General features: G+C 70.8%; 24 protein-coding genes and 1 pseudogene. 7 read left to right on the top strand and 18 right to left on the bottom strand.

Annotated features, from left to right (window positions below):
* Positions 1 to 88: 88 nt before the first annotated feature.
* The 12 genes from AB5J53_RS41390 to AB5J53_RS41335 form a co-directional block, all read right to left on the bottom strand.
* Positions 89 to 1,219 (bottom strand): polyprenyl synthetase family protein, encoded by a 1,131-nt coding sequence (locus AB5J53_RS41390; protein ID WP_369250732.1) that lies wholly within the window; start codon positions 1,217 to 1,219, stop codon positions 89 to 91.
* Positions 1,216 to 2,622 (bottom strand): hydroxysqualene dehydroxylase HpnE, encoded by a 1,407-nt coding sequence (hpnE, locus tag AB5J53_RS41385; RefSeq protein ID WP_369250731.1) that lies wholly within the window; start codon positions 2,620 to 2,622, stop codon positions 1,216 to 1,218. Before hpnE ends, AB5J53_RS41390 begins: the two co-directional genes overlap by 4 nt.
* The gene (locus AB5J53_RS41380) at positions 2,619 to 2,759 is read right to left on the bottom strand and encodes a DUF6380 family protein (RefSeq protein WP_369250730.1); all 141 of its coding nucleotides are present in this window, start codon (positions 2,757 to 2,759) and stop codon (positions 2,619 to 2,621) included. The genes hpnE and AB5J53_RS41380 overlap by 4 nt, the downstream gene beginning before the upstream one ends.
* Positions 2,759 to 3,709: a presqualene diphosphate synthase HpnD gene (hpnD, locus tag AB5J53_RS41375; protein ID WP_369250729.1), complete on the bottom strand. Its 951-nt coding sequence runs from the start codon at positions 3,707 to 3,709 to the stop codon at positions 2,759 to 2,761. The genes AB5J53_RS41380 and hpnD overlap by 1 nt, the downstream gene beginning before the upstream one ends.
* Entirely contained in the window at positions 3,706 to 4,608 is a 903-nt protein-coding gene (gene hpnC, locus AB5J53_RS41370; protein ID WP_369250728.1) for a squalene synthase HpnC, read from the bottom strand. Before hpnC ends, hpnD begins: the two co-directional genes overlap by 4 nt.
* 358 nt (positions 4,609 to 4,966) lie before the next feature.
* The gene (locus AB5J53_RS41365; RefSeq protein ID WP_369250727.1) at positions 4,967 to 5,743 is read right to left on the bottom strand and encodes an ABC transporter ATP-binding protein; all 777 of its coding nucleotides are present in this window, start codon (positions 5,741 to 5,743) and stop codon (positions 4,967 to 4,969) included.
* On the bottom strand, positions 5,736 to 6,665 hold the full coding sequence (locus AB5J53_RS41360; protein ID WP_369250726.1) for an ABC transporter permease: 930 nt from the start codon (positions 6,663 to 6,665) through the stop codon (positions 5,736 to 5,738). The genes AB5J53_RS41365 and AB5J53_RS41360 overlap by 8 nt, the downstream gene beginning before the upstream one ends.
* A 100-nt stretch (positions 6,666 to 6,765) precedes the next feature.
* The gene (locus AB5J53_RS41355; RefSeq protein WP_369250725.1) at positions 6,766 to 7,650 is read right to left on the bottom strand and encodes a glycosyltransferase family 2 protein; all 885 of its coding nucleotides are present in this window, start codon (positions 7,648 to 7,650) and stop codon (positions 6,766 to 6,768) included.
* A complete protein-coding gene (locus AB5J53_RS41350) occupies positions 7,647 to 8,426 on the bottom strand; it encodes a CDP-alcohol phosphatidyltransferase family protein (RefSeq protein ID WP_369250724.1) in 780 nt (259 codons plus the stop codon). The genes AB5J53_RS41355 and AB5J53_RS41350 overlap by 4 nt, the downstream gene beginning before the upstream one ends.
* Positions 8,404 to 9,465: an iron-containing alcohol dehydrogenase family protein gene (locus tag AB5J53_RS41345; RefSeq protein WP_369250723.1), complete on the bottom strand. Its 1,062-nt coding sequence runs from the start codon at positions 9,463 to 9,465 to the stop codon at positions 8,404 to 8,406. Before AB5J53_RS41345 ends, AB5J53_RS41350 begins: the two co-directional genes overlap by 23 nt.
* Positions 9,453 to 10,205 (bottom strand): sugar phosphate nucleotidyltransferase, encoded by a 753-nt coding sequence (locus AB5J53_RS41340; RefSeq protein ID WP_369250722.1) that lies wholly within the window; start codon positions 10,203 to 10,205, stop codon positions 9,453 to 9,455. The genes AB5J53_RS41345 and AB5J53_RS41340 overlap by 13 nt, the downstream gene beginning before the upstream one ends.
* Complete coding sequence (locus AB5J53_RS41335) at positions 10,202 to 11,998, bottom strand: DUF5941 domain-containing protein (protein WP_369252791.1); 1,797 nt, start codon at positions 11,996 to 11,998, stop codon at positions 10,202 to 10,204. The genes AB5J53_RS41340 and AB5J53_RS41335 overlap by 4 nt, the downstream gene beginning before the upstream one ends.
* A gap of 349 nt (positions 11,999 to 12,347) precedes the next feature.
* On the opposite strand from AB5J53_RS41335, the gene galE reads away from it, so the two are divergent.
* From galE to idi, 4 genes are all read left to right on the top strand, one after another.
* Entirely contained in the window at positions 12,348 to 13,328 is a 981-nt protein-coding gene (gene galE / locus AB5J53_RS41330) for a UDP-glucose 4-epimerase GalE (RefSeq protein WP_369250721.1), read from the top strand.
* Between the two features lie 134 nt (positions 13,329 to 13,462).
* Positions 13,463 to 14,401, top strand: a complete 939-nt coding sequence (locus AB5J53_RS41325; RefSeq protein WP_369250720.1) for a cation diffusion facilitator family transporter — start codon at positions 13,463 to 13,465, stop codon at positions 14,399 to 14,401.
* Between the two features lie 205 nt (positions 14,402 to 14,606).
* On the top strand, positions 14,607 to 15,137 hold the full coding sequence (locus AB5J53_RS41320) for a GNAT family N-acetyltransferase (protein ID WP_369250719.1): 531 nt from the start codon (positions 14,607 to 14,609) through the stop codon (positions 15,135 to 15,137).
* Between the two features lie 123 nt (positions 15,138 to 15,260).
* The gene (gene idi / locus AB5J53_RS41315) at positions 15,261 to 15,854 is read left to right on the top strand and encodes an isopentenyl-diphosphate Delta-isomerase (RefSeq protein WP_369250718.1); all 594 of its coding nucleotides are present in this window, start codon (positions 15,261 to 15,263) and stop codon (positions 15,852 to 15,854) included.
* Positions 15,855 to 15,865: 11 nt separating this feature from the next.
* Here the strand turns inward: idi and AB5J53_RS41310 are convergent, their stop codons facing one another.
* On the bottom strand, positions 15,866 to 16,372 hold the full coding sequence (locus tag AB5J53_RS41310) for an ATP-binding protein (RefSeq protein ID WP_369252789.1): 507 nt from the start codon (positions 16,370 to 16,372) through the stop codon (positions 15,866 to 15,868).
* Positions 16,373 to 16,581: 209 nt separating this feature from the next.
* Positions 16,582 to 17,189, bottom strand: a pseudogene (locus AB5J53_RS41305) (HdeD family acid-resistance protein).
* A gap of 64 nt (positions 17,190 to 17,253) precedes the next feature.
* Here AB5J53_RS41305 and AB5J53_RS41300 point away from each other — a divergent pair.
* On the top strand, positions 17,254 to 17,997 hold the full coding sequence (locus AB5J53_RS41300; RefSeq protein ID WP_369250717.1) for an enoyl-CoA hydratase/isomerase family protein: 744 nt from the start codon (positions 17,254 to 17,256) through the stop codon (positions 17,995 to 17,997).
* On the opposite strand, the gene AB5J53_RS41295 is transcribed toward AB5J53_RS41300, so the two are convergent.
* Together AB5J53_RS41295 and AB5J53_RS41290 are read right to left on the bottom strand one after the other, a co-directional pair.
* Positions 17,990 to 18,625 (bottom strand): DJ-1/PfpI family protein, encoded by a 636-nt coding sequence (locus AB5J53_RS41295; RefSeq protein WP_369250716.1) that lies wholly within the window; start codon positions 18,623 to 18,625, stop codon positions 17,990 to 17,992. The two genes, AB5J53_RS41300 and AB5J53_RS41295, sit on opposite strands and share 8 nt — an antisense overlap.
* 21 nt (positions 18,626 to 18,646) lie before the next feature.
* Positions 18,647 to 19,600 carry a GlxA family transcriptional regulator gene (locus tag AB5J53_RS41290; protein ID WP_369250715.1) on the bottom strand — a complete coding sequence of 318 codons (954 nt, stop codon included), beginning with the start codon at positions 19,598 to 19,600 and terminating at the stop codon, positions 18,647 to 18,649.
* Between the two features lie 112 nt (positions 19,601 to 19,712).
* On the opposite strand from AB5J53_RS41290, the gene AB5J53_RS41285 reads away from it, so the two are divergent.
* Complete coding sequence (locus AB5J53_RS41285) at positions 19,713 to 20,579, top strand: hypothetical protein (protein WP_369250714.1); 867 nt, start codon at positions 19,713 to 19,715, stop codon at positions 20,577 to 20,579.
* Between the two features lie 88 nt (positions 20,580 to 20,667).
* Positions 20,668 to 23,055: a Tex family protein gene (locus AB5J53_RS41280; protein WP_369250713.1), complete on the top strand. Its 2,388-nt coding sequence runs from the start codon at positions 20,668 to 20,670 to the stop codon at positions 23,053 to 23,055.
* Between the two features lie 226 nt (positions 23,056 to 23,281).
* On the opposite strand, the gene AB5J53_RS41275 is transcribed toward AB5J53_RS41280, so the two are convergent.
* On the bottom strand, positions 23,282 to 24,928 hold the full coding sequence (locus AB5J53_RS41275) for an ABC-F family ATP-binding cassette domain-containing protein (protein ID WP_369250712.1): 1,647 nt from the start codon (positions 24,926 to 24,928) through the stop codon (positions 23,282 to 23,284).
* Between the two features lie 103 nt (positions 24,929 to 25,031).
* Positions 25,032 to 26,054, bottom strand: coding sequence for an oxidoreductase (locus AB5J53_RS41270; RefSeq protein WP_369250711.1), 1,023 nt, complete (start codon positions 26,052 to 26,054; stop codon positions 25,032 to 25,034).
* Positions 26,055 to 26,100: the final 46 nt, after the last annotated feature.

Genomic DNA, 26,100 nt, shown 5'->3' with positions numbered 1-26,100 from the left:
CGTCTCTGCTGGGTCCGCCGTCGGCCGGTGCTTCGCTCTCCCGCGGCACCGGCCGGCGACTACGCGAGGTTCATTCGACCGATAGTGATCATCTCTTCCGTACGACGACGAAGTCGGCGAGCGCCACGAACTGGGCCCGCACCTGGTCGGGCATCCGGACGGCGTCCAGGGCCCCGATGGCGATGGTGTGCTGGCGACGCGCCTCCTGGGCGGTCCACTCACGGCCGCCCGCCTCCTCGATGAGCGCGGCCCGCGCGGCGAACTCCTCCTCGGAGAAGTTCTCGAAGTCGCTGGCCTTGGCGTCCTCGGCGAGCAGTTCGCCGAGGCGCTCGGAGGCGGGCCCGCCCGCGGCGAGCGCGGCCACGACCGGCAGGGACTTCTTGCGCTGGCGCAGATCGCTCCAGGTCTGCTTTCCGGTGGCCACCGGGTCGCCCCAGATGCCGAGGAGGTCGTCGACGGCCTGGAAGGCCAGGCCGAGGTGGTAGCCGTACTTCTCCAGCGTGTCGGCGGTGAAGTCGTCGGCGCCGCCGAGCACCGCGCCGATGGAGCAGGCACAGGCGAGCAGGGCGCCCGTCTTGTTGCCCTCCATCTCCAGGCACTCCTCGACGGTGACCCGGTCGCGGTGCTCGTAGGAGATGTCCTGGGCCTGACCGTCGATCAGGGCACGGGTCGCGCTGGTGAGGCGGCGCGTGGCACGGCCCGCCTCGACGGTGCCGAGCTCCAGCAGGATCTCGTTGGCCAGCGCGAACAGGGCGTCGCCGACGAGGATGGCCTGAGCGGGCCCGTGCACCTTCCAGACGGTGTCGCGGTGGCGGCGCTGTTCGTCACCGTCCATCAGGTCGTCGTGCAGCAGTGAGAAGTTGTGCACCAGTTCAACGGCGACCGCACCCGGCACGCCCACCTCGGGGGCGGCACCGGCGGCCTGCGCGGACAGGACGGCGAGCGCGGGGCGTACGGCCTTGCCGCCGTCGCCGTCCGCGGGGTTGCCCTCGGCGTCGATCCAGCCGAAGTGGTAGGCGGCGACGGTGTCCATGGGCGCCGCCAGGCGGTCGACGGCCGCCTTCAGCACCGGTGTGGCCAGGGTCCGGCCGCGCTCAAGGAGCGCGGTCACGTCCACCGCGTCGGCAGCCGTTTCGGCCGGGGGCACAGTGGGCACAGTCTCTCCTCTTGTTGCGATACCGGGGGTGCGGGGGCCTGCCGTGCTCTGATCGAGCGTCATGCCGCCTCCTCGAAGAGTTCGAAGAGGTGATCGCGGGGCCGGCCCAGGGCGCCCAGCGCGGCGCCCGCCGCACTGACACCACTGCGGACCGCACTCTCCATGGTCGCGGGCCACCCGGTGGCGGTCCACGATCCGGCCAGGTACAGGCCGGGGGCTTTGGTGCGGGCGCCGGGCCGCAGCCGCCCGACGCCGGGGGTGGGGGCGAACGTCGCCGTGCGCTCCCGGGTCACGAAGAAGTCCTTCACCGCCGCGCCGCGCGCGGCGGGCAGCAGCCGCTCCAGCTCCGGCAGATAGCGCTCGCGCAGTACGGAGACGGGCTCGTCGATCTCGTCCTTGGCGGCCGACTGCGAGAGGGCCAGGTACTGCCCCTCGCGCAGCCCGGACGCCTCGGTGCGGTCGAAGACCCACTGCACCGGGGAGCCCAGCGCGGCGAAGAACGGCCTGCTGAGCACCTTCCGGTCGTAGACGACATGGACGTTGAGGATCGGCGCGGTGCCGATCTCGAGGAGCCGCTCAGGAGCGTCGAGCGCACCCTCGGGCAGCAGATCGTGGGCCTCGCGCTGGGGTACGGCGAGGACGACCGCGTCGGCTTCGATGCTCTCGCCGGGAACCTGAACGCTCCAACGCCCGTTCTCGTTGGGGGAGATGGAGGTGACGCGTGTACGGACCTCGGTACGGACGCCCGCGGAGTCGAGCGCCTTGCGGGTCAGAGTGTCGTGCAGTTCGCCCAGCGGGACGCGTGCCCAGCCGATGTCGGCCGCGCCCGGGTCGGACAGCAGACCGGTCTTGAACACCATCGCGGCGAGCCCGAGCGAAGCATCCGAGGCCACCGCGTTGAGGGTGGCGACCCCCACGAGGTCCCACAGTGCTTCGACGGCACGCTGCGACTGACCGTGCTCGGCGAGCCAGCTGCCGAAGTTCTGCGCGTCGAGCGCCGGATCGGCGAGATCCAGGCCCTTGAGCGCCAGCGCGGCACGCCCGACCTTGGCGCGCTCGGCGAGCGACAGATGCTGATACGTCGCGAGGCTGCGCGCCAGATGCAGTGGTACGGGCAGCGCGGTGCGGCCGATTCTGCCGAGCCGTCGCCCGGGTTTGCCCTCGGCGTCGAGAACGGGCACGTCGAGACGATCCTGCAGCGGCGCCAGCGAGGCTCCGTCGACGCGGTCGAGGAACCAGCGGTAGGCGGTGCAGCAGCGCAGATACACATGCTGTCCGTTGTCCACGGTGAGATCGCCGCGCTGGAAGGAGAACGCGAGACCGCCGAGCCGCGGCCGCCCTTCGAGCAGGGTCACGCGCACCCCGGCGTCGGCCAGCGCCAGCGCTGTGGTGATCCCGGCGAGCCCGCCGCCGACCACCACAGCGGTCGCGCCAGAGCTGCCCGCGGGCTGCGTGACCTCGCTCATCGTGCACCCTCCCCCAGGGACCCGCCGCGATGATTGAACCGTGCACGGCAGGTCGTTGCAGTCAGGGACGCCACGCGGCTCCGGAGGGTTGCGTGCCGCTTTTCGTCGATGGAATCACCTTGGCCCAAATTGTCCATCAAGTGCGCCTCCTGACGGTGCGGCGGGACACATGCCGGGCGTCGAGGCCGGAGAGGCCGCGCACCGCGACATACGCCTTCTCGCGTCCGGGCAATGAGACCCGACCGCGCAGCACGGCCTCCGGCTCGCGCTCGATGCGGTCGAGGAGGCGGCGGTAGATGCCTGCCATCGCCGCGACACAGGCGCCGCTGCGCCGGTCCAGCATGGGCAGCAGTCGGTAGCCCTCGGCGAAAAGAGCGCGGGCCCGACGCACTTCGAAGTGCACGAGGCCCGCGAAGTCGGAGCCCTCCGGTGGAGTCGGCCCGTTGAACCCGGCCGAGCAGCCGAACTTGGCGAGGTCGTCGGCGGGCAGGTAGGTACGCCCGCCCTCGGCGTCCTCGCGTACGTCCCGCAGGATGTTGGTGAGTTGGAGCGCGAGCCCGAGTGTGTCGGCGTACTCCGGCGCGCGCTCGGCGCCGCGCGCCCCCGGTTCCGTACCGAACACGCCGAGCGAGAGCCGCCCGATCGCCCCGGCCACACAGCGGCAGTAGACCTTCAGGTCGTCCCAGGTCTCGTACGTCTCGCCGCGTACGTCCATGAGGACGCCGTCGATGAGTTCATCGAGGCCGGCGAGGGGCACCGGGAAGTGCGAGGCGGTGTGGCTGAGGGCGACCGCGACCGGGTCGGTGTCGTCCTCGTCGACGGAGCCGTCGCGCACCCGGGCGAGCAGTGCCCGGGTGTCCTCGAGGCGGGCCGCCTTGACGTCCGATGCGAGCGCGCCGTCGCCGATGTCGTCGACACGCCGCGAGAACGCGTAGAGCGCCGACATCGCACGGCGCTTGGGCGTCGGCAGAAGTCTGATGCCGTACGCGAAATTACGGGCCTGCTGACCGGTGACTGCCTCGCAGTAGCTGTACGCGGCGAGTACCGGTGCGGACACGTGTTGTTCCGACTCCACGGTCCGGATCACCCCTCTCCTCGCAGAGTCACTCCCACCTCGCGCAGCAACTGGAGCTTGCCGGGCTTGGGCGGGCCGGGAAGTACGTCGTATTCGGCGGCGGCAATCGCACGGATTGCCGCCCTTCCCCCCGCAATGAACCCCGCGAGCAGCAGCTTCAGCCTGCCGTGGACGCTACCCACGAGGGGGGTGCCTTCATTCAGGAGGTTCAAGGCGCGTTCTGCTTCGTATGCAACCAATGCTCGTACCGATGCGCCTGCTGTGGCAGCGGCGAGATCCGCCTCCTGGACGTGGAAGCGCTTCATGTCCTCGGCAGGCAGGTAGACACGGTCGCGGCCGAGGTCCTCGGCGACGTCCTGGAGGTGTTCGACGATCTGCAGCGCCGTGCACACCGCGTCGGAGAGGCGGACACGCTCGGGCGTGGAGGTGCCGGTGACGGAGAGGACCAGGCGGCCGACGGGGTTGGCGGACAGCTCGCAGTAGGCGACGAGGTCGTCGTAGGTCTCGTACCGCTTGACGAGTTGGTCCTGGCGGTTGGCCGCGATCAGGCCGAGGAAGGGCTCGGGGGTGAGGCCGGCGCGACGGACCGTGGGCTGGAGCCGGCACAGCAAGGGGTGGCGCGGGGTCGAGTCGAACACGCGGTGAAGATCGGCTTCGAAGGCGTCAAGGAGAAGGAGGCGGTCCTCGGCCTCCGCGGGCGACACGCCGAGGAGGCGGGCGTCCGCGCCGCCCGGGGCGAGGTCGCCGTCACCGATGTCGTCGACGAGACGCGCGAAGCCGTAGACGGCCATCAGGTCGTCGCGCCAGGCCCTTGGCAGGAAGAAGGGCGCCACGGGGAAATTCTCGTCCGCAGCCTTGTCGAGGGTGTCACGCTCCGGATCGCCGGTGCGCGCCGTCCCGGCTTCGGTCACCGCTCGCCGCCCGGCGCGGAGACGGCACACGCATCGCGGAGCTGGAGACTTTCCGTAGCCATTGCCGTCACATCTCCCGTTCTACACTGCCGACCCAATAGTGCCCATTTCGGACACGCCGCCCGGAGGTCCGCGCAGCGCGCCGGTGCCGGGTGTCGCGCATTATCGCCCTACTTGCCGTGAATCAGCACCGGTACAGCTTACGTTGTACAACGCGGCACGCTCCGTCGGGGTGTCCTGCACATCACAACAACACACCGATTGGCGTCAAGATTCCTAAGGCCAGCAGGAGTTGGCGTTTCCTTTGCAGACGCAGGGCCCCGCCGAAGAGTTCCGGCGGGGCCCTGGGCGAAATGGGCTACTTGCCCGTGAACTTCTCGTACTCCTTGAGGACCTCTTCGGTCGGGCCGTCCATGCGCAGCTCACCGCGCTCCAGCCAGAGCACGCGGTCGCAGGTGTCGCGGATCGACTTGTTGTTGTGACTGACCAGAAACACGGTGCCGGCGGACTTACGGAGCTCGCGGATGCGCTCCTCGGAGCGCTTTTGGAACTTGCGGTCGCCGGTGGCGAGGGCCTCGTCGATCATCAGGACGTCGTGGTCCTTGGCGGCCGCGATGGAGAAGCGGAGGCGGGCCGCCATGCCGGACGAGTAGGTGCGCATGGGGAGGGTGATGAAGTCGCCCTTCTCGTTGATGCCCGAGAAGTCGACGATCTCCTGGTAGCGCTCCTTGATCTGCTCGCGGGACATGCCCATCGCGAGCCCGCCCAATATGACGTTCCGCTCGCCCGTCAGGTCGTTCATCAGGGCCGCGTTCACGCCGAGCAGCGAGGGCTGGCCGTCGGTGTAGACCTTGCCCTTCTCGGCGGGGAGCAGGCCGGCGATGGCCCGCAGGAGCGTGGACTTGCCGGAGCCGTTCGAACCGATCAGGCCGATGGCCTCGCCGCGGTACGCGGTGAAGGAGACACCACGGACGGCGTGCACCTTGCGGACCCCGCGCTCCTCGCCGCCGCGCTTGAGGATGCGGCTGAGGGCGGCGGTGGCACTGCCCTTGCCGGTCTTGGCGCCGTTGACGCGATAGACGATGTGCAGCTCGTCCGCGATGACGGTGGGGACGTGAGACGTCTGCTCAGCCACGGCCGTACCTCTCTTCAGCCTTCCAGAAGTACACGAACCCGCCGACGGCGACGACCACGGCCCAGAAGAGCGCGATGGCCCACACGTGCGGCGGCAGGTTCGCCGATCCGTACCCGTCGATGAGCGCGTAGCGCATCAGGTCCATGTAGACGGCGGCCGGGTTCGCCTGCAGCGCGCGGGCGATCCACTCCGGTCGGCCGGCGAGCATGGTGCTGATGGAGAACATGACACCGGACGCGTACATCCACGTACGCAGGATGAACGGCATCAGCTGGGCCAGGTCCGGCGTCTTGGCGCCCATCCTGGCCACGATCAGGGCGAGGCCCGTGTTGAAGAGGAACTGCAGGACGAGCACCGGGATGATCAGCAGCCAGGACAGGCCCGGGTAGCTGCCGAAGGCGATCGCCACGACGAACAGCACGATCATCGAGAAGAGCAGCTGCTGGAGCTGCTGGAGCGCGAAGGAGATGGGCAGCGAGGCGCGCGGGAAGTGCAGCGCGCGCACCAGCCCCAGGTTGCCGGAGATCGCGCGGACGCCGGCCATGATCGAGCTCTGCGTGAACGTGAAGACGAAGACGCCCGTCACCAGGAACGGGATGTACACGTCGTGCGACATACCGCGGTTGGCCTTCAGGATGAGGCCGAAGATCAGGTAGTAGACGCCCGCGTTCAGCAGCGGGGTCGCCACCTGCCACAGCTGACCCAGCTTGGCCTGGCTGTACTGGGCGGTGAGCTTCGCCTGCGAGAAGGCGAGGATGAAGTGGCGCCGCCCCCAGAGCTGACGCACGTACTCGACGAGTCCAGGCCGGGCGCCGCTGACCGCGAGCCCGTACTTGGAGGCCATCTCGGCCGCGGAGAGCCCGTCATCGGGCGACGGTCGGTCGCTCACCGCGACTCCGCCGTCATGCGTTGTCTCACTCACAAGTGGAAACTTTCGTCTTCAAGATGCGCACAGCCTGGTCGGGCGTAGGCATGAGCCAGGGACCGGGGTACGGCCACGAATGCTCTCAGAAATGAGCTTGTCAGATGACAGGAGGTCGGCCCAGTCGAGTCAGCCGCCACACCGTACGCCACTTCATGGGGCGCCGGGGGCCGCATGGACTGGTCCAGCCTTCCTTGAAGCCGCCGAACCACGCCCTGAGGGCCGCTCCCGAGGGGCGGCGCAGCAGCGTCAGGAGCATCCAGACGCCGAGGTAGACGGGGACGAGCGGCGCCGGAAGGTTCCGGCGCGCGAGCCAGACGCGGTTGCGGGCCACCATGCGGTGGTAGACCGCGTGCCGCGAGGGCGCGGTCGTCGGGTGGTACAGCACCATGTCGGACCGGTAGTCGATCATCCAGCCCGCGTCGAGGGCCCGCCATGCCAGGTCGGTTTCCTCGTGGGCGTAGAAGAATTCGTCCGGAAGCCCGCCGACTTCGGCGAGGACCTTCGTACGGACCGCGTTGGCGCCGCCGAGGAAGGTGGTGACGCGTGAGTTGCGCATCGGGTCCGAGGCGCGCAGCCGCGGGACGTGGCGGCGCTGGGTCTCGCCGGTCTCGGGGTCGGCGATCCGGAAGCTGATGATGCCGAGCTCCGGGTCGGCGGCGAAGGCCTGGCGGCACAGCTCGGCGGTGTCGTGGTGCGCGAGCAGGCCGTCGTCGTCCAGGAAGAGCAGGATGTCGACTTCGGTGCCGCCGGGGCCGAAGGCCTCGATGCCGACGTTGCGGCCGCCGGGTATGCCGAGGTTCTCGGGCAGTTCGACGGTGCGTGTGCCTTCGGGGACGTCCGGGACGGGCGAGCCGTTGCCGACCACGACCACCTCGACCCGGTCGCCGTCCTGCTTGGCGACGGAGTCCAGCAGGGCTCGGAGCTCGTCGGGGCGGTTGCCCATGGTGATGATGACCGCGCCGACCTTCATCGGGGCGCTCACTTCAGCCTGCTCGAGGCGAGGATGGACACGAGATGCAGCACGGTCTGCAGGAGCGCGATGCCGGCGAGCACCGCGACGCCGAGCCGGGAGAAGAACAGGTCGCCGCGCACCTGGTCCAGGACCGCCAGGACCAGGATCAGCAGGGACGCCTCGATGCCGAGCACCAGCCGGTGGAACTTCAGCGCCGCGGCGGCCCTGCGGGCGAGCGCCATGCCGGACGAGCGCGGCTCGGACGCCGCCTCCTTGACCGGCGGCAGCCCGCCCTGGTGACGGGCGACGCCGACGAGATCGGTCTCGGCCTTGATCAGGATCGCGCCGAGGGCGGCCAGGGTGCCGAGGAAGGCCCAGAGCCAGTCGATCCGCCCGGAGCCCCAAGGATCGGCGGCGCGCAGGCCGAAGCCGACGAGCACCGCGGCGTCGGTCAGATAGGCGCCGACCCGGTCCAGGTAGACCCCGCCGAGCGAGAACTGCTGCTTCCAACGCGCGATCTCGCCGTCGACGCAGTCGAGCAGCAGATAGAGCTGGACCATCAGCACGCCGAGCACGGCGCCCGCGATCCCGGGCACCAGCAGGGCCGGGGCCGCGAGCACACCGAAGAGGGTCATCAGGTACGTGAGCTGGTTGGGCGTGATCCTGGTGTTCACCAGGTAGCGGTCGCAGCGCAGCGAGATCTCTCGCATGTACAGGCGTCCCGCCCAGTGCTCACCGCTGCGCCGGTCCTTCACCCCTGCGGGGTGAACGACGGGGCGGAGTTCAGCTACCGATGGCCTTGGCATAGTCGGAGTAGATGTCCTTGATCTGGTCGGTTTTCAGGTCGAGGTGTTCGAGGATCGTGTAGCGGCCGGGCCGGGTCTGCGGAGCGAACTCCACGACCTGCACGAACTCGTCCACGGTGAAGCCGATCTCCTCCGGCAGCACCGGCAGCCCGTGCCGGTGCAGCACCTCGGCCATGTACGCCGACTCCTCGTGGGCGCCCCGCAGGTACATCGCGAAGGTCGCGCCCAGGCCGCACTGCTCGCCGTGGCTCGCCGCGCGCTTGGGGAAGAGGAGGTCGAAGGCGTGGTTGATCTCGTGGCAGGCGCCGGACGCGGGGCGCGAGTCGCCGGAGATCGACATCGCCACACCGGTGAGGACGAGCGCCTCGGCCAGCACCTGGAGGAAGTCGTTGTCCCCGATCCCGCCCGGGTGCCGCAGCACCGCCTCGCCCGCCTGACGGGCCATCGCCGCGGCGAGACCGTCGATCTTCTCGCCGTTGACGCGGTTCGCCAGCTCCCAGTCCGCGATCGCGGAGATGTTGGAGACGGCGTCGCCGATGCCGGAGCGCACGAACCGCACCGGGGCCTCGCGGATCACATCGAGGTCGATGACGACCGCGATCGGGTTCGGCACACCGTACGAGCCGCGGCCCGCGTCGTTGTCGAGGGTCGCGACGGGCGAGCACAGGCCGTCGTGGGCGAGGTTCGTGGGCACCGCGACCAGCGGGAGGCCGACACGAGCCGCGGCGAACTTCGCGCAGTCGATGATCTTGCCGCCGCCCAGGCCCACGACCGCGTCGTAGTGCCCGGACTTGATGGCACCGGCCAGCCGGATCGCGTCGTCGAGGGTGCCGCCGCCGACCTCGTACCAGGTGGCGCCGGGCAGGGCCGGGGCGATCCGCTCGCGCAGCTTGGCGCCGGAGCCGTTGCTGACCGCGACGGCGAGCTTGCCCGAGTGCGAGATCCGCTGGTCGGAGAGCACACTCGCCAGGTCGTCCAGGGCACCCGGACGGATGTCGACGACGACCGGCGAGGGGATGAGCCTCGTCAGTACTGGCACGCGATCTCACGTCCCTTGGCGAGGTCGTCGTGGTTGTCGATCTCGACCCACTTGACGTCACCGATCGGCGCGACATCGATCTTGAAGCCGCGGTTGACGAGCTCCTGGTAGCCGTGCTCGTAGAACTGCTGCGGGTCCGTCTCCCACACCGTCTTCAGGGCGTCGGCCAGCTCGGCGGCGGCCTCGCCCTCGATGAGGGTGACACCGATGTACTCGCCGGAGGCCTCGGACGGCTCCATGAGCTTGGTGATCTTCTGGACGCCCTTGTCGGGGTCCACGACGACCTTCATCTCCTCGTCGGCGAGCTTCTTCACCGTGTCGAGGGCGAGGATGATCCGCTTGCCGTCGCCGCGGGCGGCGAGCAGCGTCTGCTCGACGGAGACCGGGTGCACGGTGTCGCCGTTGGCGAGGATCACACCGTCCTTGAGGGCGTCACGGCCGCACCACAGGGAGTAGGCGTTGTTCCACTCCTCGGCCTTGTCGTTATCGATGAGGGTGAGCTTGAGGCCGTACTTCTCCTCGAGGGCCGCCTGCCGCTCGTACACGGCTTCCTTGCGGTAGCCGACGATGATGCCGACCTCGGTCAGACCGATCTCGGCGAAGTTGCCGAGGGTGAGGTCCAGGACCGTGATGCTGTCCTCTATGCCCGCAGGACCAACCGGTACGAGAGCCTTGGGGAGGCTGTCGGTGTAGGGGCGCAGACGCCGTCCGGCGCCGGCCGCCAGCACGAGGCCGATCATGCGGGTTCTCCTTCATCGTGTACGGCGGGCGCCCCGGAGGACACCCAGAAGCGGATGCTCTCGATGAGCACCAGCAGGGCGACGGCCACGGCGAGCACCGTGAGCGCGACCTTGAACTGTGCGGCGGTGAGCAGCGCGGCCAGGACGGTGACCAGCAGCGTCCTGCCTTCGTGCCCGCCGATCGCCCGCACCAGCCAGTGCGGGGGGGCTCCGGCGTTGCCGCGGATGCGGTACACCGTGTCGTAGTGATGGTAGGCGACCGCGGCCACCAGACCGAAAGCCGCAGGAAGCGCTCCGTTCACGTCGGCTTTGGCGGCCAGTACCAGAACGGTGAGGTATTCGGCGGCGCGGAAGAACGGCGGGACGAGCCAGTCGAGGGCGCCCTTGAGGGGCCGCGCGAGGGCCACGGGGGACAGAAGTACGTAGATCACGGCGCCCAGAACGGGCCACCAGCTGCCGTACGGGGCGAGCGCCGCGCCGAGCACCACGAGGGCTCCGGCGACGAAGGCCACGTACGCCGGACCGCGGCTCAGCACGCCGCGCGTGAAGCGCGTCAGGAACTCGGCGAGCGGGCCGGAGTCGGCGAGGTCGGCGAGGGCGGTGGCGGCGCGATCGGTGCGCCGTGCCTTGCGGGTCAGCGAGCGCAGTACGCGCCCCGCCGTCGTGTACGTCGCCGCGAAGGCGCAGCCGATGAGCAGCGCGTAGAAGGTGATGCGGGGGGTGGTCAGCGCCGTCAGCACGGCGATCATCGCCCAGCGCTCGCCGATGGGCAGCACTATCATCCGGCGCACCCAGACCGTCCAGCCGACGCTGTCGAGCTTGTCCGAGAGAGCCGCGGTGGGGCTGGTGTTGGCGGTGGCGTCGTGGTTCGCCTCGTTGAAGGAGAAGTCGACGACGTGCCGGCAGGTCTGCAGGATCATCGCGCCGAGGGCGAGCGCCCATACGTCGTCGCCGCCGCGGGCCGCTCCGAGGGCGAGGCCCGCGTAGTAGGCGTACTCCTTGGCGCGGTCGAAGGTCGCGTCGAGCCAGGCGCCGAGTGTCGAGTACTGCAGGGAGTAGCGGGCGAGCTGGCCGTCCGTGCAGTCCAGGACGAAGGAGAACAGGAGCAGGAGGCCCGCCCCGACGAAGCCGACGCGGGTGCCGGTGGCGGCGCAGCCCGCGGCGATGAGCGCGGTGAGGAGTGAGGCGGTCGTCACCTGGTTCGGGGTGAGACCGCGGCGCGCGCACCAGCGGGCGATGTAGCGCGAGTACGGGCTGATGCAGTAGGTGGTGAAGAAGCCGTCGCGGGCCTTCACGGCGCTGCGCAGTCGTACGGCCTCGTCGTCCACGGCCGACACGGCCTGGCGGGCCTCGTTGCGCTCCTGCGGGTCACTGGGGACGGCGGCGACGAGCGTGCCGAGCTCGGGGTGGTGCACGGCGACGCCGTCCGCGTCGAGGGCAGCCGTGAGGCGCTCGGCGAGATGGTCCGTGGCGACGGCGAGGCCCCCGGAGGCGGAGCTCTCGCGGGCCACGGCCCGGGTCAGCGCCCGGCGGGCCTCGGGCTGCACGGATATGGCACCGGGCAGCGCGGAGGCCGCGAACCGGGGGTCCGTGAGGCCGAGGCGCAGCGCGTGCGTGTGGCCCACGAAGCGGGCGTCGACGACGGCGACCCGCTGGTCCGCGGGGACGGCGGCCAGCAGAGTCTCGGCCTCGCCGGCGTCGGAGGCGAGCCGCACGTCGAAGCCGAGCGACCGCAGATCGCCCTCAAGCGACGATCCGGGAACCGGCTGGCCGGTGAGGATGGCGGTCGACAGCGAACTCACTCCCTGGGTGCCGGCGCGTCCGCGCCGGTCAAGTGCGTGGTGGGATGGCCCGACGACGGGGCTTGGCCGGGCGGCATGTCGGCAGAGGTTATCGGATGAATGGAAGCGGGCGTTCACCACCTGTTCATGGCCCGATCCACCCGGTTTTGCATGGCCTCCGCCGCGATCATCATCAGGGATCCGGGGCCCGCGCCACAAACCGCGCTCCCAGACCGGCGCATTCTCGGCATGGCGCACTCCACCCGGCGCACCGCCCGGAGCGGGGCAGGGCGGACCTCGGAGGACCGCCCTGAGCGGGGCAGGACGGACTCCGCGCACGACCGGCATAGGGTGGGCGTCCATGACATGGCTGATCACAGGCGGAGCCGGATACATCGGGGCCCACGTGGCGCGGGCGATGGCGGAGGCCGGGGAGCGCGTCGTCGCCCTGGACGACCTCTCGTCAGGGGTGCCGAACCGGCTTCCGGAGAGCATCCCGCTGGTGCCGGGCTCGTCGCTGGACGGGGATCTGCTGAAGCGGGTCTTCGCGGAGCACGCGGTGACAGGTGTGGTGCATCTCGCGGCGCGCAAGCAGGTCGGTGAGTCCGTCGCCGAGCCGACGCGCTACTACCGGGAGAACGTGGGCGGTCTCGCCACGCTCCTGGAGGCGGCCGCCGGGGCGGGCGTCGAGCGGTTCCTCTTCTCCTCGTCGGCGGCCGTCTACGGCAACCCCGATGTGGACCTCATCACGGAGGACACCCCCTGCGCCCCGATGAGCCCGTACGGCGAGACGAAGCTCGCCGGGGAGTGGCTGGTGCGGGCGGCGGGCCGGGCGCACGGCATCGCGACCGTGTGCCTGCGCTACTTCAACGTGGCGGGCGCGGCCGCGCCGGAGCTCGCCGACACCGGGGTGTTCAACGTGATCCCGATGGTCTTCGACCGCCTGACGCGCGACGAGGCCCCGCGGATCTTCGGGGACGACTATCCGACGCCGGACGGCACCTGCGTCCGTGACTACATCCACGTCGCCGACCTCGCCGAGGCGCACCTCGCGGCGGCCCGGCGCCTGGCCGACGGCGCGACGGGCGACCTGACCGTGAACATCGGCCGCGGCGAAGGCGTTTCGGTCCGCGAACTCCTCACGCTCATCGGCGAGGTCAGCGGGGACACCCGGGAGCCGGTCGTCGAGCCGCGCCGCCCCGGTGACGCCCCGCGGGCGGTCGCCTCGGCCGCGCTGGCCGCGAAGGAACTGGGCTGGAGCGCGCGGCGCGACGTGCGCGAGATGGTCGAGTCGGCGTGGGCGGGCTGGCTGCTGCGCCACCCCGGGACACCGGCCGAATGATCTTGTCAACGCTCTGACCTGCGCATCGTTTCCGCAGGTCAGAGCATATGACAACGGTGTTCAGTGCCGCGTTGCCCGATACCTGCCGCCCGTAGTTCACTGTGATCCCGAGCGGAACACAGGAGGCGGCTTCCATGGGGGCTGGGCACGACCACGGGCATGCACATGCCGCGCCGGCCACCGGTACGGCGACGGCGGCGTACCGCGGGAGGCTGCGCGTCGCGCTGTCGATCACGCTCACCGTCATGGTGGTCGAGATCGTCGGCGGTCTCGTCGCCGATTCGCTCGCGCTCATCGCGGACGCGGCCCACATGGCGACGGACGCGCTGGGCCTGGGCATGGCCCTGCTCGCGATCCATTTCGCGGCCCGCCCGCCGAGCGAGACCCGCACCTTCGGGTACGCGCGGGCCGAGATCCTCGCCGCGCTCGCCAACTGTCTGCTGCTGCTCGGTGTCGGCGGCTATGTGTTCTACGAGGCGATCCAGCGCTTCGTGACCCCGGTCGACACCCATGGCGGCCAGACCATCGTGTTCGGCCTCATCGGTCTGGTCGCGAACACGATCTCGCTCATCCTGCTCATGCGCGGCCAGAAGGACAGCCTGAACGTGCGCGGCGCCTTCCTGGAGGTGGTGGCGGACGCACTGGGTTCGGTGGCGGTCATCATCGCCGCGACGGTGATCATGACCACGGGCTGGCAGGCCGCCGACCCGATCGCCTCGATCCTGATCAGCCTCATGATCGTCCCGCGCACCTGGAAACTTCTCCAGGAGACGCTCAACGTGCTCCTGGAGGCCGCCCCCAAGAACGTGGACATGGCGGAGGTGCGGGCGCACATCCTGGCCCTGCCGGGCGTCGAGGACATCCACGACCTGCACGCCTGGACGATCACGTCCGGCATGCCGGTGCTCTCCGTCCATGTGGTCGTCAGCTCCGACGTCCTGAACGCGATCGGCCACGAGAAGATGCTCCACGAGCTCCAGGGCTGCCTCGGCGTCCACTTCGATGTCGAGCACTGCACCTTCCAACTGGAGCCGAGCGGGCACGCGGAGCACGAGGCGAAGCTCTGCCATTAGCGCGAGGCGAAGCTCTGCCATTAATCGAGAGGCGCCACCGTCGCCCGCGCTGCTAGCGTGGCCGGCGATTCGAGGAGGTGGGTTGATGACTGTCGCGTTCGGCGCTGCTGTGCGCAGCGACACAGTCGTCCCCTCTTCCCGGGCCCGAGTCTGACCCGTAGCTCAACCACGCGTCGGCCGGGCCCCTCACCCAAGGGTTTCCACGTTGACCGACAACGCTGAACACACCACTGCCTGGCACACCCGCCGGGAAACCTCCGCCGACCACGCCGAGGTGCACACCGTGAACGCCACCGCCTTCCGGAGGGCGGAGGAGGCCGATCTGGTGGACGCGCTGCGCGCCGACCCGGGGGCGTGGCTCCCGGGCCTGTCGTACGTCGCCGAGGCGCCGGACGGCACGATCGCGGCGTACGCGCTGATCACCCGCTGCCATGTCGACGGTGCCCACGCTGCCGCGCTGGCCCCCGTCGCCGTACGACCGGAGCATCAGCGCCGGGGCGCCGGATCGGCCGTCGTACGCGCGGTGCTGGAGGCGGCACGCGCGCGTGGGGAGCGGCTCGTCCTCGTACTCGGGCATCCCGGGTACTACCCGAGGTTCGGTTTCGTGCCCGCATCGGAGTACGGCATCCGGCCCGGATTCGACGTGCCGCCCGAACACCTGATGGCCCTTGTCCTGGACGATTCCTCGTCGGTGGCACCGGGCACGATCAGGTATCCGGCCGCTTTCGGGGTCTGACGCACGTCGCCCGCATGTCCCGTTCCGGGCTTCCGGAGCGGGACATGCGGGAGCCGCGAAGTGCCGGGAGTGCCGGTTTCGTACGGCAGACTTGGGGCTCGAAGACCGATGCGAAGGATGGGTATGCCGATCACACCTGCCACCGCGACGCACAGTTCGTCGAACGGCACCGTTGAAGCGATCTTGCTGGAGCTGGTCGACGAGGACGGCAACACGATCGGCACGGCAGAGAAGCTCGCCGCCCATCAGGCGCCCGGGCAGTTGCACCGCGCGTTCTCCGTGTTCCTCTTCGACGAGCGCGGCCGGCTGCTGCTGCAGCAGCGCGCGCTCGGCAAGTACCACTCCCCCGGCGTGTGGTCGAACACCTGCTGCGGCCACCCCTACCCGGGCGAGGCGCCCTTCGCCGCGGCGGCCCGGCGGACGTACGAGGAGCTCGGGGTCTCCCCCTCGCTGCTCGCCGAGGCGGGCACGGTCCGCTACAACCACCCGGACCCGGACTCGGGCCTGGTGGAGCAGGAGTACAACCACCTCTTCGTCGGCATGGTGCAGTCGCCGCTGCGCCCCGACCCGGAGGAGGTCGGCTCGACGGCCTTCGTGACCGCCGCCGAGCTGGCGGAGCGGCACGCCAAGGACACCTTCTCGTCGTGGTTCATGACGGTGCTGGACGCGGCCCGTCCGGCGATCAGGGAGCTGACGGGCCCGTCCGCCGGCTGGTGACGACCGTCCCGCTACACGACGCTCGGAGTGAGCGGCAGGGCGGCCCAGATCACCTTGCCGCCGCTCGCGGTGTGCTCGACGTCGCACACTCCGCCCGACTCCCTGGTGACCTCCCGCACCAGCAGCAGCCCCCGGCCGCCGGTCTGCCCGTGGTCGGCCTCGAGGGCGGTCGGCCGGTAGGGGTGGTTGTCCTCCACGGAGACGCGCACCCACTCGGCGCCGACCGCGACCTCCACGGCGAGCATCGGGGACAGCAGCGCCGCGTGCCGGACCGCGTTCGTGACCAGTTCGGAGACGATCAGGAGCAGTCCCTGCACCAGGTCGTCCGAGACGGGCACCCCCTGGCGGAACAGCAGATCACGGACGGCGTGCCGCGCCTGCGGCACCGAGGCGTCGATGGCGGGAGCGGTGAACCGCCACACCCCCTCGTACGGCAGCGGGCCCGGCGGTCTCCGGTCGGGAGCCACCTGTCCGCCGCCTTCAGGGCTCGGGTCGGACCCCCGCCCGAGGTTCTCCATCGTCCGGTCGCCGCCCTTGCGCTCGATTGTCACCACACATCGAGTGTTGGTAACGCGCTGGTCGGTGCCGTATGACTGAACAGAAGTCAGCTCTTATCGACAGCTTCTGATCGTCGGCGTATGACACGGTCAGTTGTGAGACTGCTCCTGTCCCTGTTGTGCGGACTTCGGAACTATTCGGGTTGTACGGGTTTGGGGCCGGGCTCGCCCTATTCGTTCCCCGTCCTCCCGTCGTCCGCGAGGCGCTCCGAGACCATGCCCACGACGCGCCGCCCGCCGTGTCCCGCCGCGATCAGGCCCAGGCCGTCGAAGAGCAGCGCGAGCGAGAAGAAGGCGCCGATGACGTACTTGCTGCTGCTCGGCCAGGAAGCGAGGACCAGGATGCCGAGCAGCAGGTCGAAGGCGCCCTGGACGAGGTCCAGCCGAACTGGGGGCCGCGCACGACGATGCTGCCGGCCAGGCGGAACACCCCGCCGGTCAGGAACAGTAGCGCGGCGAACATGGTCAGTGCCTCGGCGGCCGCGTCCGGTCGGCGGATGACGACCGCGCCGGCCGCGAGGTTCAGGGCGGCGACCGCGAGGCCGAGCCAGAAGAAGTTGGTGCCGCGCGCCTGGATCGCGTGCACCAGTCCGACCGCGCCGCCGATCAGCAGGAGCCAGCCGAAGAGGATCATCGACGTCAAAGTGGCGGCCGCGGTGTAGACGAGCCCGACGAGCCCCGCGAGCACGAGGATCACGCCGAGCGCCGCGAGCCGGCCGAAACTGCGGGTGAGCTTCGCGGTTTCGCTCCTGGGCCGGGCCTTCCGCGATGTGGCCATCAGCGCCTCCTCGCGCCTGCCCTCCTTGATCGTACGTTCGGCGGATGCCGCTAGCATCCGGCGTATGGAACCGCAGCTGTCGCACCGTGTCGGCGACGGGGTCGCCACCGTCGTCATCCGCTACCCGGCCAAGCGCAACGCCATGACGGCGGACATGTGGCGGGCGCTGCCGTCCCTGCTCGACGAGTTGACCGCCGACGCCGATGTACACGCGCTGGTGCTCACCGGCGAGGGTGAGACATTCTGCGCCGGGGCCGACATCTCGACGCTGCGGGGCTCCCCGGACGAGGCGCAGGGCCTCGCCGCACTCGCCGAGGAAGCGCTCGCCGCGTTCCCGAAGCCGACGCTGGCCGCGATCCGCGGGTACTGCGTGGGCGGCGGGTGCCAGCTCGCGGCCGCCTGCGATCTGCGGTTCGCGGAGGAGGGGTCGCTGTTCGGGGTGACTCCGGCGAAGCTGGGGATCGTCTACCCGGCGTCCTCCACGCGGCGGTTGGTGTCGCTGGTGGGGCCCGCCACCGCCAAGTACCTGCTGTTCTCGGGCGAGTTGATCGACACGGAGCGGGCACAGCGCACGGGTCTGGTCGACGAGGTACTGCCCGCGGGCGAGCTCGACAAGCGCGTCGCGGAATTCACGCGCGTACTGACCGCGCGCTCGCTGCTGACGCAGGCGGCGGCCAAGGAGTTCGCGAACGGGCGCACGGACCGGGACGCGTACTGGGCGGAGCGGGCGCGGGGCAGCGGCGACACCGCGGAGGGGGTCGCCGCGTTTCTGGAGCGCAGGCAGCCGCGCTTCACATGGACTACGTGAGGCTGAGGCCGTTCCCGGCGCGCCACTGCTCGACCAGATCGGCCGGGGCCTTCTCCGGGGACCCCGCGTCGTAGGGCGGCTGCGGGTCGTACTCGGTCAGCAGTTGGACGGACTGGGCGACCCGGTCACCGGCGATCCTGCCGACAAGGGTGAGCCCCATGTCGATGCCCGACGACACTCCGGCCGCGGTGACGTATTTGCCGTCGGTCACGACGCGCTCGCCGGTCGCCTCCGCCCCCAGCCGCTTCAGTTCCTCCAGCGCCAGCCAGTGCGAGGTGGCGCGGCGGCCCTTGAGCAGGCCCGCGGCGGCCAGCAGCAGTGAGCCCGTGCACACGGACGTCGTCCAGGTGGTCGTGGCATCGGCGGTACGCAGCCAGTCGAGCACGACGTCGTTGCGCAGTTCGGCGCTCAGGTCCGGCCCGCCGGGAACTACGAGGACGTCGGGGCTCGGGACTTCCGCGAAGGATCGGTCGGCGACCAGGGAGAGGCTGTTCCGGTCGTCCCGGACCGGTCCCTGCCGTTCGGCGACGAGGACCACCTCCGCATCCGGGATGCCGCCGAGCATCTGGTACGGGCCGATGGCGTCGAGGGCGGTGAAGCGCTCGTAGAGGACGATGGCGATCTGCATGGAGATCCCTTCCAGTGGGATTCAGTGGTTGATGGCCGGCCGGAAACGGCGGCGGTACTCCGCCGGTGCCGAGCCGAGGGTCTTCACGAAGGCGCGCCGCATCCCCTCGGGCGTGCCGTAGCCGGACGCGCGGGAGATCTCCTCGATGCCGTCGGCCGTGTCCTCCAGGAGGCGCCGTGCGTGTTCGAGGCGGACCCGCTCGACGTACCGGCCGGGCGTCATGCCGGTCTCGGTCCGGAAGGCGCGGGCGAAGTGGCGGGGCGAGAGGCGGGCACGGGCCGCGAGCGAATCGACGCTCAGGTCGTCGTCGGGGTGCTCGGTGATCCATTGCTGGACCTCGCGCAGCGGTTCGCGCTGCGCGGTCTGGGCGGCCAGCTGGGCGCTGAACTGGGCCTGGTTGCCTGGGCGCCTGAGGAAGACGACCAGGTGACGGGCGATGGTGAGGGCGGCCTCGCGCCCCAGGTCCTCCTCGACGAGCGCGAGGGCCAGGTCGATGCCGGAGGTGACGCCCGCCGAGGTGGACACCTGGCCGTCTCGGACGTAGATGGGATCAGGGTCGACCTGGATCGCCGGGTGGTCGCGGGCGAGCTTGTCGCAGTAGGCCCAGTGGGTCGTGGCGCGGCGGCCGTCCAGGAGGCCCGCTCCGGCGAGCAGGAGGGCGCCGGTGCAGACGGAGACCAGGCGTTCGGCGCGCGGGCCGTTCTCGCGCAGCCAGTGGGTCAGGCGGGGGTCGGGGCGGCGGGTGCCGGCGCCGCCCGGGACGAGAAGGGTGTGCGCGGTGGGCGCGTCGGCGAGCGAGTGGTCCGGGACGAGGGTGAGGCCGCTGGAGGTGCGCACCGGCGTGCCGTCCAGGGAGGCGGTGCGGATGCGGTACGAGCCGTCGCGGTAGTTCTCGGCGCCCGCGAAGACCTCCACGGGACCCGTGACGTCGAGGCTCTGCACGGCGTCGAAGAGGACGACCAGGACGGTTCGCATGCCTTGATTCTTGGCGGCCGGGGTGATGGCCGCAATGACGAGTACCCCGCCTTTCCTGCCATCACCGACTCCACCGTTCCCGGCGTACCGACCAGTCGGTAATGTGCCGGGCATGACCACTCCACTGCCGGAGCGCGCCGGGCGGCGCTGCCACAACGTCCTCAACCCGCTGCACTCGACGCACTACTTCTCGCCCGATCTGGGGCGGGAGCTCGCCGCGGTCGGGATCGAGGACAGCAGGGGCGCGTACATCGCCGTCCGGGCCGCGGCCATGGGCGCGGTGGGCCCAGGCACGGTGACCGCGACGTTCTACAACTTCCGCCACGAGCTGGTGGCGAAGCACGTGCCCGAGGTATGGCGGGCGGCCTCTCCGGAGACCGTACTCGCGGCACGCGCGCGTGCCGTCGACGCGACACTGCGCCGACTGCTCGGCGAGGACCTCATCGCCTCCAAGGAGGTGGCCGAGGCGGCGGAACTCGCGCTGCGCGCGGCCGAGGCCTGCACCAGGACCGCGCGCCCGCTGTACGCAGCCCACGCCGACCTGCCGGTGCCCGACGCGCCGCACCTCGCGCTCTGGCACGCGGCCACCCTGCTGCGCGAGCACCGCGGCGACGGCCACCTCGCGGTGCTGCTCGACGCGGAACTCGACCCGGTGGAGGCCCTGGTGAGTCACACCGCGACCGGCAAGGGCATGTCCCCGAAGTGGGCGCTGGGCACGCGCGGCTGGTCCCGGACGGACTGGGAGGCGGCGGCCGGGCGGCTGCGGGAACGCGGACTGCTCGACGCCGAGGGCGAGTTGACGGAGGCAGGTGTGGCCCTGCGCAGCGAGATCGAGGCGCGGACGGACCGGCTGGACCGCGCCCCGTACGAGCATCTGGGCGCCGCGGGCGTCGAACGGCTCACCGAACTGGCCAAGGGCCTTCTCATGACGGCGCTCGCGGCCGGCGCCTTCCCCGAGGGCATGACCGGCAAGGGCTGACACCGCCGATCGGTGCCCTGATCCCCCGTTGTCGGTGTCACCTGCCACAATTGCCGCGCAACCTCAGTGGAGAAGGCGGTACGGGATCGTGACGACACCCCTCGTAGGGTCCATCGAAGGCAGGATCGCCGAGGAGCTCGGCGTACGGGAGCGGCAGGTCAAGGCCGCCGTCGACTTGCTCGACGGCGGTTCGACGGTGCCCTTCATCGCCCGCTACCGCAAGGAAGCGACCGAGATGCTCGACGATGCGCAGCTGCGCACCCTCGAGGAGCGGCTGCGCTATCTGCGGGAGCTGGAGGAGCGGCGCGCCGCGATCCTCGACTCGGTGCGCGAGCAGGGCAAGCTCACCGCCGAGGTCGAGGCGCAGATCAGGGGCGCCGAGACGAAGGCGCGTCTTGAGGACATCTATCTGCCGTTCAAGCCGAAGCGGCGCACGAAGGCGCAGATCGCGCGCGAGGCGGGCCTGGAGCCGCTGGCCGAGGGCCTGCTCGGCGACCCGTCGATCGACCCGCTCGCCGCGGCGGCGGCCTTCGTCGACGCCGACAAGGGAGTCGCCGATCCGCAGGCCGCCCTTGACGGGGCCCGGTCGATCCTCACCGAGCGGTTCTCGGAGGACGCCGACCTGATCGGCGAGCTGCGTGAGCGCATGTGGGTGCGCGGGCGGCTCGCCGCCAAGGTGCGGGACGGCAAGGAGGAGGCGGGCGCCAAGTTCGCCGACTACTTCGACTTCGCCGAGCCCTTCAAGGAGCTGCCCTCGCACCGCATCCTCGCCATGCTGCGCGGCGAGAAGGAGGAGGTCCTCGACCTCGTCCTGGAGCCCGAGGAGCCGTCCGAGCAGCCCGGTCCCTCCTCGTACGAGGGGATCGTCGCCCACCGCTTCCAGATCGCCGACCGCGGCCGCCCCGCCGACAAGTGGCTCACGGACACCGTCCGTTGGGCCTGGCGGACCCGGATTCTCGTGCACCTCGGCATCGACCTGCGGCTGCGGCTGCGGACGGCCGCCGAGGACGAGGCGGTGAACGTCTTCGCGGCCAACCTGCGCGACCTGCTGCTCGCCGCCCCCGCGGGCACGCGCGCGACGCTTGGCCTCGACCCCGGGTTCCGTACCGGTGTGAAGGTCGCCGTGGTCGACGCGACCGGCAAGGTCGTCGCGACGGACGTCATCTACCCGCACGTCCCGGCCAACAAGTGGGACGAGGCCATCGCCAAGGTCGCGCGGCTCGCCAAGGAGCACGCGGTCGAGCTGATCGCGATCGGCAACGGCACGGCGTCCCGTGAGACGGACAAGCTCGCCGGTGAGCTCATCGCCAAGCACCCCGAGTTGAAGCTCACCAAGGTGATGGTCTCCGAGGCGGGGGCATCCGTGTACTCGGCGTCCGCGTTCGCCTCGCAGGAACTGCCCGACATGGACGTGTCGCTGCGCGGCGCCGTGTCCATCGCGCGCCGGCTCCAGGACCCGCTCGCCGAGCTGGTGAAGATCGACCCGAAGTCCATCGGGGTCGGGCAGTACCAGCACGACCTGTCCGAGGTGAAGCTGTCCCGGTCGCTCGACGCGGTCGTCGAGGACTGTGTGAACGGCGTGGGCGTGGACGTGAACACGGCGTCGGCGCCGCTGCTGGCGCGGGTCTCCGGGATCACCTCCGGGCTCGCGGAGAACATCGTGGCGCATCGGGATGCGAACGGGCCCTTCCGGTCACGTACGGCCCTCAAGGGCGTGGCCCGGCTCGGTCCGAAGGCATACGAGCAGTGTGCGGGCTTCCTGCGGATCCGGGGCGGGGACGATCCGCTGGACGCGTCCAGCGTGCACCCCGAGGCGTACCCCGTGGTGCGGCGGATGGTGAAGACGGCGGGGAGCGAGGTCGCGTCGCTGATCGGCAACACGGGGGTGCTGCGCTCGCTGCGGCCGGACGACTTCGTCGACGAGACGTTCGGTCTGCCGACCGTCACGGACATCCTGAAGGAGCTGGAGAAGCCCGGGCGCGACCCGCGGCCCGCCTTCAAGACGGCCACCTTCAAGGAGGGTGTGGAGAAGATCTCCGACCTGGCGTCCGGGATGGTGCTGGAGGGGGTCGTCACGAATGTGGCCGCCTTCGGAGCCTTTGTGGATGTCGGCGTCCACCAGGACGGGCTTGTGCATGTCTCCGCGATGTCCAAGACCTTCGTCAAGGACCCGCGGGACGTGGTGAAGCCCGGGGACATCGTCAAGGTGAAGGTGCTGGACATCGACATTCCGCGGAAGCGGATTTCGCTGACGCTGCGGTTGGACGACGAGGCGGCGGCACCGGCTCCCGAGGGGGGCGGGCGGCCTCAGCGTGGGGGGCGGCCGCCGCAGCAGCGGGGTCAGCAGCCGCGGCAGGGGCGTGCGGGCGGTGCCGGGGGCGGTGGGTCTCGGCAGGCGCCGCCGCCTGCGAACAGTGCGATGGCGGATGCGTTGCGGCGGGCGGGGTTGGTGGACCCCAAGCGGGGTCGGGGCTGATCCTTCGGCTATCGGTGCCGGGGCCTTGGTGACAGGGCCCCGGCGCGGGGGCTGAGCTCGGGGGCGGGTGCGCAGCCCGGCGCATACGGGGTGCCGCTCTGGCCCACCCATGCCGCCCCTAGCGGCACGCATGCCCACAGCTACGACAGTTGCACCCGGCACTCACGTGTCGCTGCGGGTGGGCTGCCGCCCCGGCGGCACGGCTGCGCGCGGCTGAGCAGTGCCCCTACGACGGCAGTTCCGTCACCTTGCCGTCCGCCACCTCCAGGCGGCGGGTCGTGTGGACCGCGTCGAGCATGCGGCGGTCGTGGGTGACCAACAGGAGCGTGCCCTCGTAGGAGTCCAGGGCCGATTCCAGCTGCTCGATGGCGGGGAGGTCGAGGTGGTTGGTCGGCTCGTCGAGGACGAGGAGGTTGACGCCTCGGCCCTGCAACAGGGCCAGTGCCGAGCGGGTGCGTTCGCCCGGGGAGAGGGTCGCCGCCTGGCGCAGGACGTGGTGCGACTTCAGGCCGAACTTGGCCAGCAGTGTGCGGACCTCGGCCGGTTCCGTGTCCGGGACCGCCGCGCAGAACGCGTCCAGCAAGGACTCGGAGCCGAGGAACAGCTTGCGGGCCTGGTCGACCTCGCCGACGATCACGCCCGAGCCGAGCGTGGCGTGGCCCGCGTCCAGCGGGACTCGGCCCAGCAGGGCGCCGAGCAGCGTCGACTTGCCCGCGCCGTTCGCGCCGGTGACCGCGACCCGGTCCGCCCAGTCGATCTGCAGTGTGGCCGGGCCGAAGGTGTACTCGCCACGCCGCACCTCCGCGTCCCGCAGCGCGGCGACGACCGCGCCGGACCGCGGGGCCGCCGCGATCTCCATGCGCAGCTCCCACTCCTTGCGCGGCTCCTCGACGACGTCGAGGCGTTCGATCATGCGCTGGGTCTGCCGGGCCTTCGCGGCCTGCTTCTCGCTGGCCTCGCTGCGGAACTTGCGGCCGATCTTGTCGTTGTCGTTGCCCGCTTTGCGCCGGGCGTTCTTGACGCCCTTGTCCATCCAGGAGCGCTGCATCTGGGCCCGGCCCTCGAGCGCGGACCGCTTGTCGGCGTACTCCTCGTAGTCGTCGCGGGCGTGCCGGCGGGCCACGTCCCGCTCCTCCAGATAGGCCTCGTATCCACCGCCGTACAGCGTGATCCGCTGCTGTACGAGGTCCAGTTCGAGCACCTTGGTGACCGTCCGGGTCAGGAACTCGCGGTCGTGGCTGACGACGACGGTCCCGGCGCGCAGGCCGCTCACGAAGCGTTCGAGGCGTTCCAGACCGTCCAGGTCCAGGTCGTTCGTCGGCTCGTCGAGCAGAAACACGTCGTAGCGGGAGAGGAGGAGGGAAGCGAGTCCGGCGCGGGCAGCCTGGCCGCCGGACAGGGACGTCATCGGCTGGTCCAGGTCGACGCGGAGCCCCAGGGAGTCGGCGACCTCCTCGGCGCGCTCGTCGAGGTCGGCGCCGCCGAGGTCGAGCCACCGCTCCAGGCTGGTGGCGTACGCGTCGTCCGCGCCGGGCGCTCCGTCGACGAGCGCCTGTGTCGCCTCGTCCATCACCCGCTGGGCCTCGGCGACGCCCGTGCGGCGCGCGAGGAACTCCCGTACGGTCTCGCCCTCCCGCCGCTCCGGCTCCTGCGGCAGATGCCCGACGGTCGCGGACGGCGGGGACAGCCGCAGCTCCCCCTCCTCCGGCGTGAGGAGACCGGCGAGCAGGCGCAGCAGCGTGGACTTGCCCGCGCCGTTGGCACCGACGAGCCCGATCACATCGCCGGGCGCGACGACGAGGTCGAGCCCGGAGAAGAGCGAGCGGTCGCCGTGTCCGGCGGCGAGGTTCTTGGCGACGAGAGTGGCAGTCATCAGGAGGCCGATCCTAACGGCCAGGCCTCGTGACCCGCGCCACGGTTTTCAGCGGCCGGTCCGGCCGTTTCACCGGCCCGCCTCTCCGTTTTCAGCGGCCCGCCTACCCATGGGCCATCGCCTCCACCAGCACACTCCCCGACGTCCGCGCCACGATGAACGATTCCCCCTTCACCGCCCTGGCATCCAGCGCGACCCGGTGCCGGCCCGTCTCCAGGATCCCGTCGAAGACCTCGTGCGCGTGGGTGCGGGAGAGGCGGTCAAGGCGGTACGCGGTCAACTGGACGCGGCATGTGGAGGTGACCTCGATGCCCGCCTCGCCGTCCGCGGCGACCAGGCGCGTGAGACGGCGCAGCTCCTGCGGGCTGCGGTCCAGGGCGTGCTCGATCTGGGCGACCAGGAGCGGAATGATCGGGGCGAGGCCCTCGACGTACGCGACCTCGACGCCCGCCCGCTGGAAGGACTGCCGCACGGCCGCACGCTCGCCCTCGCCGACGGCCCGGCCGAAGACCACCGCGCCGTACGTACGGAGTTCGTCGGCCGGGACGTCCGTGGCGTCGCGGGTGATGTCGGCGCCGATGCCGATGGTGCGCAGGGCGGCGGCGAGCTTGGCGAGCAGCGCGACGCGGGCGCCGATCAGGAGGACGCGGCGGCGCGGTCCCGAGTCGCCGTCGAGGAGGGAGTTCAGCGCGCTGCGGTACTCGGCGCCGTGGAAGCGGAAGGGCCCTATGCCGTGGTAGCCATTGAGCTCCAGGTCGGCCCGTTCGTCGGTCTGCCAGGCGAAGTCGCGCCACACATAGTCGTCGCCGGCCTTCTCGATGACGGCGGTGACGGCACCGCATTCGAGGCTTGCGCACTCGGGGCAGCCGTAGATGACATACCGGCCGCCGTCGAGCGGGGCATCGGCCTCCAGGAGGAGGCCGCGCACCTGGGCGGTGAAGATCGCGGGCGGCACATCGGAGGCGAGCGGGGACACCGCGTCGAGGTCGGAGAGCTGGAACAGCAGCGGGCGACCGTCGACGATGAAGTCCACGAAATCCCGGTGCACTTGGTAGTCACCGTTGGCGAGGACTCCACCGGCACGCATCGCCGGTGCCAGGCCGAAGGTCGCGTACTCGGCAGACATACTGTGAGTATCCCCAGACTGAGAGTGATGTGAGCACGGCATGACA

The sequence above is a fragment of the Streptomyces sp. R41 genome, assembly GCF_041053055.1.
Classification (GTDB): Bacteria; Actinomycetota; Actinomycetes; order Streptomycetales; family Streptomycetaceae; genus Streptomyces.
Note: the sequence above shows the minus strand (reverse complement) of the source record. Positions and strands in the feature narration are given on the sequence as shown.

Bases quoted from the DNA above. Each gene is read 5' to 3' on its own strand.
- AB5J53_RS41390 (WP_369250732.1), bottom strand. From the start codon at position 1,219: ATGACGCTCGATCAGAGCACGGCAGGCCCCCGCACCCCCGGTATCGCA.
- hpnE (WP_369250731.1), bottom strand. From the start codon at position 2,622: ATGAGCGAGGTCACGCAGCCCGCGGGCAGCTCTGGCGCGACCGCTGTG.
- AB5J53_RS41380 (WP_369250730.1), bottom strand. From the start codon at position 2,759: ATGGACAATTTGGGCCAAGGTGATTCCATCGACGAAAAGCGGCACGCA.
- AB5J53_RS41350 (WP_369250724.1), bottom strand. From the start codon at position 8,426: ATGCCAAGGCCATCGGTAGCTGAACTCCGCCCCGTCGTTCACCCCGCA.
- AB5J53_RS41340 (WP_369250722.1), bottom strand. From the start codon at position 10,205: ATGATCGGCCTCGTGCTGGCGGCCGGCGCCGGACGGCGTCTGCGCCCC.
- galE (WP_369250721.1), top strand. From the start codon at position 12,348: ATGACATGGCTGATCACAGGCGGAGCCGGATACATCGGGGCCCACGTG.
- AB5J53_RS41325 (WP_369250720.1), top strand. From the start codon at position 13,463: ATGGGGGCTGGGCACGACCACGGGCATGCACATGCCGCGCCGGCCACC.
- idi (WP_369250718.1), top strand. From the start codon at position 15,261: ATGCCGATCACACCTGCCACCGCGACGCACAGTTCGTCGAACGGCACC.
- AB5J53_RS41310 (WP_369252789.1), bottom strand. From the start codon at position 16,372: ATGGAGAACCTCGGGCGGGGGTCCGACCCGAGCCCTGAAGGCGGCGGA.
- AB5J53_RS41300 (WP_369250717.1), top strand. From the start codon at position 17,254: ATGGAACCGCAGCTGTCGCACCGTGTCGGCGACGGGGTCGCCACCGTC.
- AB5J53_RS41295 (WP_369250716.1), bottom strand. From the start codon at position 18,625: ATGCAGATCGCCATCGTCCTCTACGAGCGCTTCACCGCCCTCGACGCC.
- AB5J53_RS41290 (WP_369250715.1), bottom strand. From the start codon at position 19,600: ATGCGAACCGTCCTGGTCGTCCTCTTCGACGCCGTGCAGAGCCTCGAC.
- AB5J53_RS41285 (WP_369250714.1), top strand. From the start codon at position 19,713: ATGACCACTCCACTGCCGGAGCGCGCCGGGCGGCGCTGCCACAACGTC.
- AB5J53_RS41275 (WP_369250712.1), bottom strand. From the start codon at position 24,928: ATGACTGCCACTCTCGTCGCCAAGAACCTCGCCGCCGGACACGGCGAC.
- AB5J53_RS41270 (WP_369250711.1), bottom strand. From the start codon at position 26,054: ATGTCTGCCGAGTACGCGACCTTCGGCCTGGCACCGGCGATGCGTGCC.